The organism is Streptomyces albidoflavus, from assembly GCF_000719955.1.
In the GTDB taxonomy this organism is placed as follows: Bacteria; Actinomycetota; Actinomycetes; order Streptomycetales; family Streptomycetaceae; genus Streptomyces; species Streptomyces albidoflavus.
In genome coordinates, this window is the sequence record NZ_JOII01000081.1 from 1 (window position 1) to 3,204 (window position 3,204).

General features: G+C 56.7%; 1 rRNA gene. It reads left to right on the top strand.

Annotated elements, in window-relative coordinates:
* Positions 1-59 precede the first annotated feature (59 nt).
* Positions 60-3,182 (top strand): 23S ribosomal RNA (locus IF45_RS0130985).
* Positions 3,183-3,204 lie beyond the last annotated feature (22 nt).

Here is a 3,204-nt window from a genome sequence, read left to right on the forward strand (position 1 = left end):
GGGTTGTGACGGGTGGTTGGTCGTTGTTTGAGAACTGCACAGTGGACGCGAGCATCTGTGGCCAAGTTTTTAAGGGCGCACGGTGGATGCCTTGGCACCAGGAACCGATGAAGGACGTGGGAGGCCACGATAGTCCCCGGGGAGTCGTCAACCAGGCTTTGATCCGGGGGTTTCCGAATGGGGAAACCCGGCAGTCGTCATGGGCTGTCACCCGCTGCTGAACTCATAGGCAGTGTGGAGGGAACGCGGGGAAGTGAAACATCTCAGTACCCGCAGGAAGAGAAAACAACCGTGATTCCGGGAGTAGTGGCGAGCGAAACTGGATGAGGCCAAACCGTATGTGTGTGATACCCGGCAGGGGTTGCGCATGCGGGGTTGTGGGATCTCTCTTCCACGGTCTGCCGGCCGTGGGACGAGTCAGAAACCGTTGATGTAGGCGAAGGACATGCGAAAGGTCCGGCGTAGAGGGTAAGACCCCCGTAGTCGAAACATCAGCGGCTCGTTTGAGAGACACCCAAGTAGCACGGGGCCCGAGAAATCCCGTGTGAATCTGGCGGGACCACCCGCTAAGCCTAAATATTCCCTGGTGACCGATAGCGGATAGTACCGTGAGGGAATGGTGAAAAGTACCGCGGGAGCGGAGTGAAATAGTACCTGAAACCGTGTGCCTACAAGCCGTGGGAGCGTCGCGCATCGAGCTTGCTCGGTGCGTCGTGACTGCGTGCCTTTTGAAGAATGAGCCTGCGAGTTAGCGGTGTGTAGCGAGGTTAACCCGTGTGGGGAAGCCGTAGCGAAAGCGAGTCCGAAGAGGGCGATTTGAGTTGCACGCTCTAGACCCGAAGCGGAGTGATCTAGCCATGGGCAGGTTGAAGCGGCTGTAAGAGGTCGTGGAGGACCGAACCCACCAGGGTTGAAAACCTGGGGGATGACCTGTGGTTAGGGGTGAAAGGCCAATCAAACTCCGTGATAGCTGGTTCTCCCCGAAATGCATTTAGGTGCAGCGTCGTGTGTTTCTTGCCGGAGGTAGAGCACTGGATAGGCGATGGGCCCTACCGGGTTACTGACCTTAGCCAAACTCCGAATGCCGGTAAGTGAGAGCGCGGCAGTGAGACTGTGGGGGATAAGCTCCATGGTCGAGAGGGAAACAGCCCAGAGCATCGACTAAGGCCCCTAAGCGTACGCTAAGTGGGAAAGGATGTGGAGTCGCAGAGACAACCAGGAGGTTGGCTTAGAAGCAGCCACCCTTGAAAGAGTGCGTAATAGCTCACTGGTCTAGTGATTCCGCGCCGACAATGTAGCGGGGCTCAAGCGTACCGCCGAAGTCGTGTCATTGCAGCAATACTCCCAACGGAGGCTGTGATGGGTAGGGGAGCGTCGTGTGCCGGGTGAAGCAGCCGTGGAAGCGAGTTGTGGACGGTTCACGAGTGAGAATGCAGGCATGAGTAGCGATTCACACGTGAGAAACGTGTGCGCCGATTGACTAAGGGTTCCTGGGTCAAGCTGATCTGCCCAGGGTAAGTCGGGACCTAAGGCGAGGCCGACAGGCGTAGTCGATGGATAACCGGTTGATATTCCGGTACCCGCTGTGAAGCGTCAAACATTGAATCCAGTGATGCTAAGCCCGTGAAGCCGTTCCGGACCCTTCGGGGAATGGAAAGTGGTGGAGCCGGTGGCCCGAGCTGGTAGTAGGTGAGTGATGGGGTGACGCAGGAAGGTAGTCCATCCCGGGCGGTGGTTGTCCCGGGGTAAGGGTGTAGGACGTCAGGTAGGTAAATCCGCCTGGCTATAGTCTGAGACCTGATGCCGAGCCGATTGTGGTGAAGTGGATGATCCTATGCTGTCGAGAAAAGCCTCTAGCGAGTTTCATGGCGGCCCGTACCCTAAACCGACTCAGGTGGTCAGGTAGAGAATACCGAGGCGTTCGGGTGAACTATGGTTAAGGAACTCGGCAAAATGCCCCCGTAACTTCGGGAGAAGGGGGGCCATGTCTGGTGATGAGTCTTGCACTCTGAGCTGGGTGTGGCCGCAGAGACCAGCGAGAAGCGACTGTTTACTAAAAACACAGGTCCGTGCGAAGCCGTAAGGCGATGTATACGGACTGACGCCTGCCCGGTGCTGGAACGTTAAGGGGACCGGTTAGTCACATTTCGGTGTGGCGAAGCTGAGAACTTAAGCGCCAGTAAACGGCGGTGGTAACTATAACCATCCTAAGGTAGCGAAATTCCTTGTCGGGTAAGTTCCGACCTGCACGAATGGCGTAACGACTTCTCGACTGTCTCAACCATAGGCCCGGTGAAATTGCATTACGAGTAAAGATGCTCGTTTCGCGCAGCAGGACGGAAAGACCCCGGGACCTTTACTACAGTTTGATATTGGTGTTCGGTTCGGCTTGTGTAGGATAGGTGGGAGACTGTGAAGCATGCACGCCAGTGTGTGTGGAGTCGTCGTTGAAATACCACTCTGGTCGTGCTGGATGTCTAACCTGGGTCCGTGATCCGGATCAGGGACAGTGTCTGATGGGTAGTTTAACTGGGGCGGTTGCCTCCTAAAGAGTAACGGAGGCGCCCAAAGGTTCCCTCAGCCTGGTTGGTAATCAGGTGTTGAGTGTAAGTGCACAAGGGAGCTTGACTGTGAGACCGACGGGTCGAGCAGGGACGAAAGTCGGGACTAGTGATCCGGCGGTGGCTTGTGGAAGCGCCGTCGCTCAACGGATAAAAGGTACCCCGGGGATAACAGGCTGATCTTCCCCAAGAGTCCATATCGACGGGATGGTTTGGCACCTCGATGTCGGCTCGTCGCATCCTGGGGCTGGAGTCGGTCCCAAGGGTTGGGCTGTTCGCCCATTAAAGCGGTACGCGAGCTGGGTTTAGAACGTCGTGAGACAGTTCGGTCCCTATCCGCTGTGCGCGTAGGAATATTGAGAAGGGCTGTCCCTAGTACGAGAGGACCGGGACGGACGAACCTCTGGTGTGCCAGTTGTTCTGCCAAGGGCATGGCTGGTTGGCTACGTTCGGGAGGGATAACCGCTGAAAGCATCTAAGCGGGAAGCCTGCTTCGAGATGAGTATTCCCACCTCCTTGAGAGGGTAAGGCTCCCAGTAGACGACTGGGTTGATAGGCCGGATATGGAAGCCCTGTAAGGGGTGGAGTTGACCGGTACTAATAGGCCGAGGGCTTGTCCTCAGTTGCTCGCGTCCACTGTGTT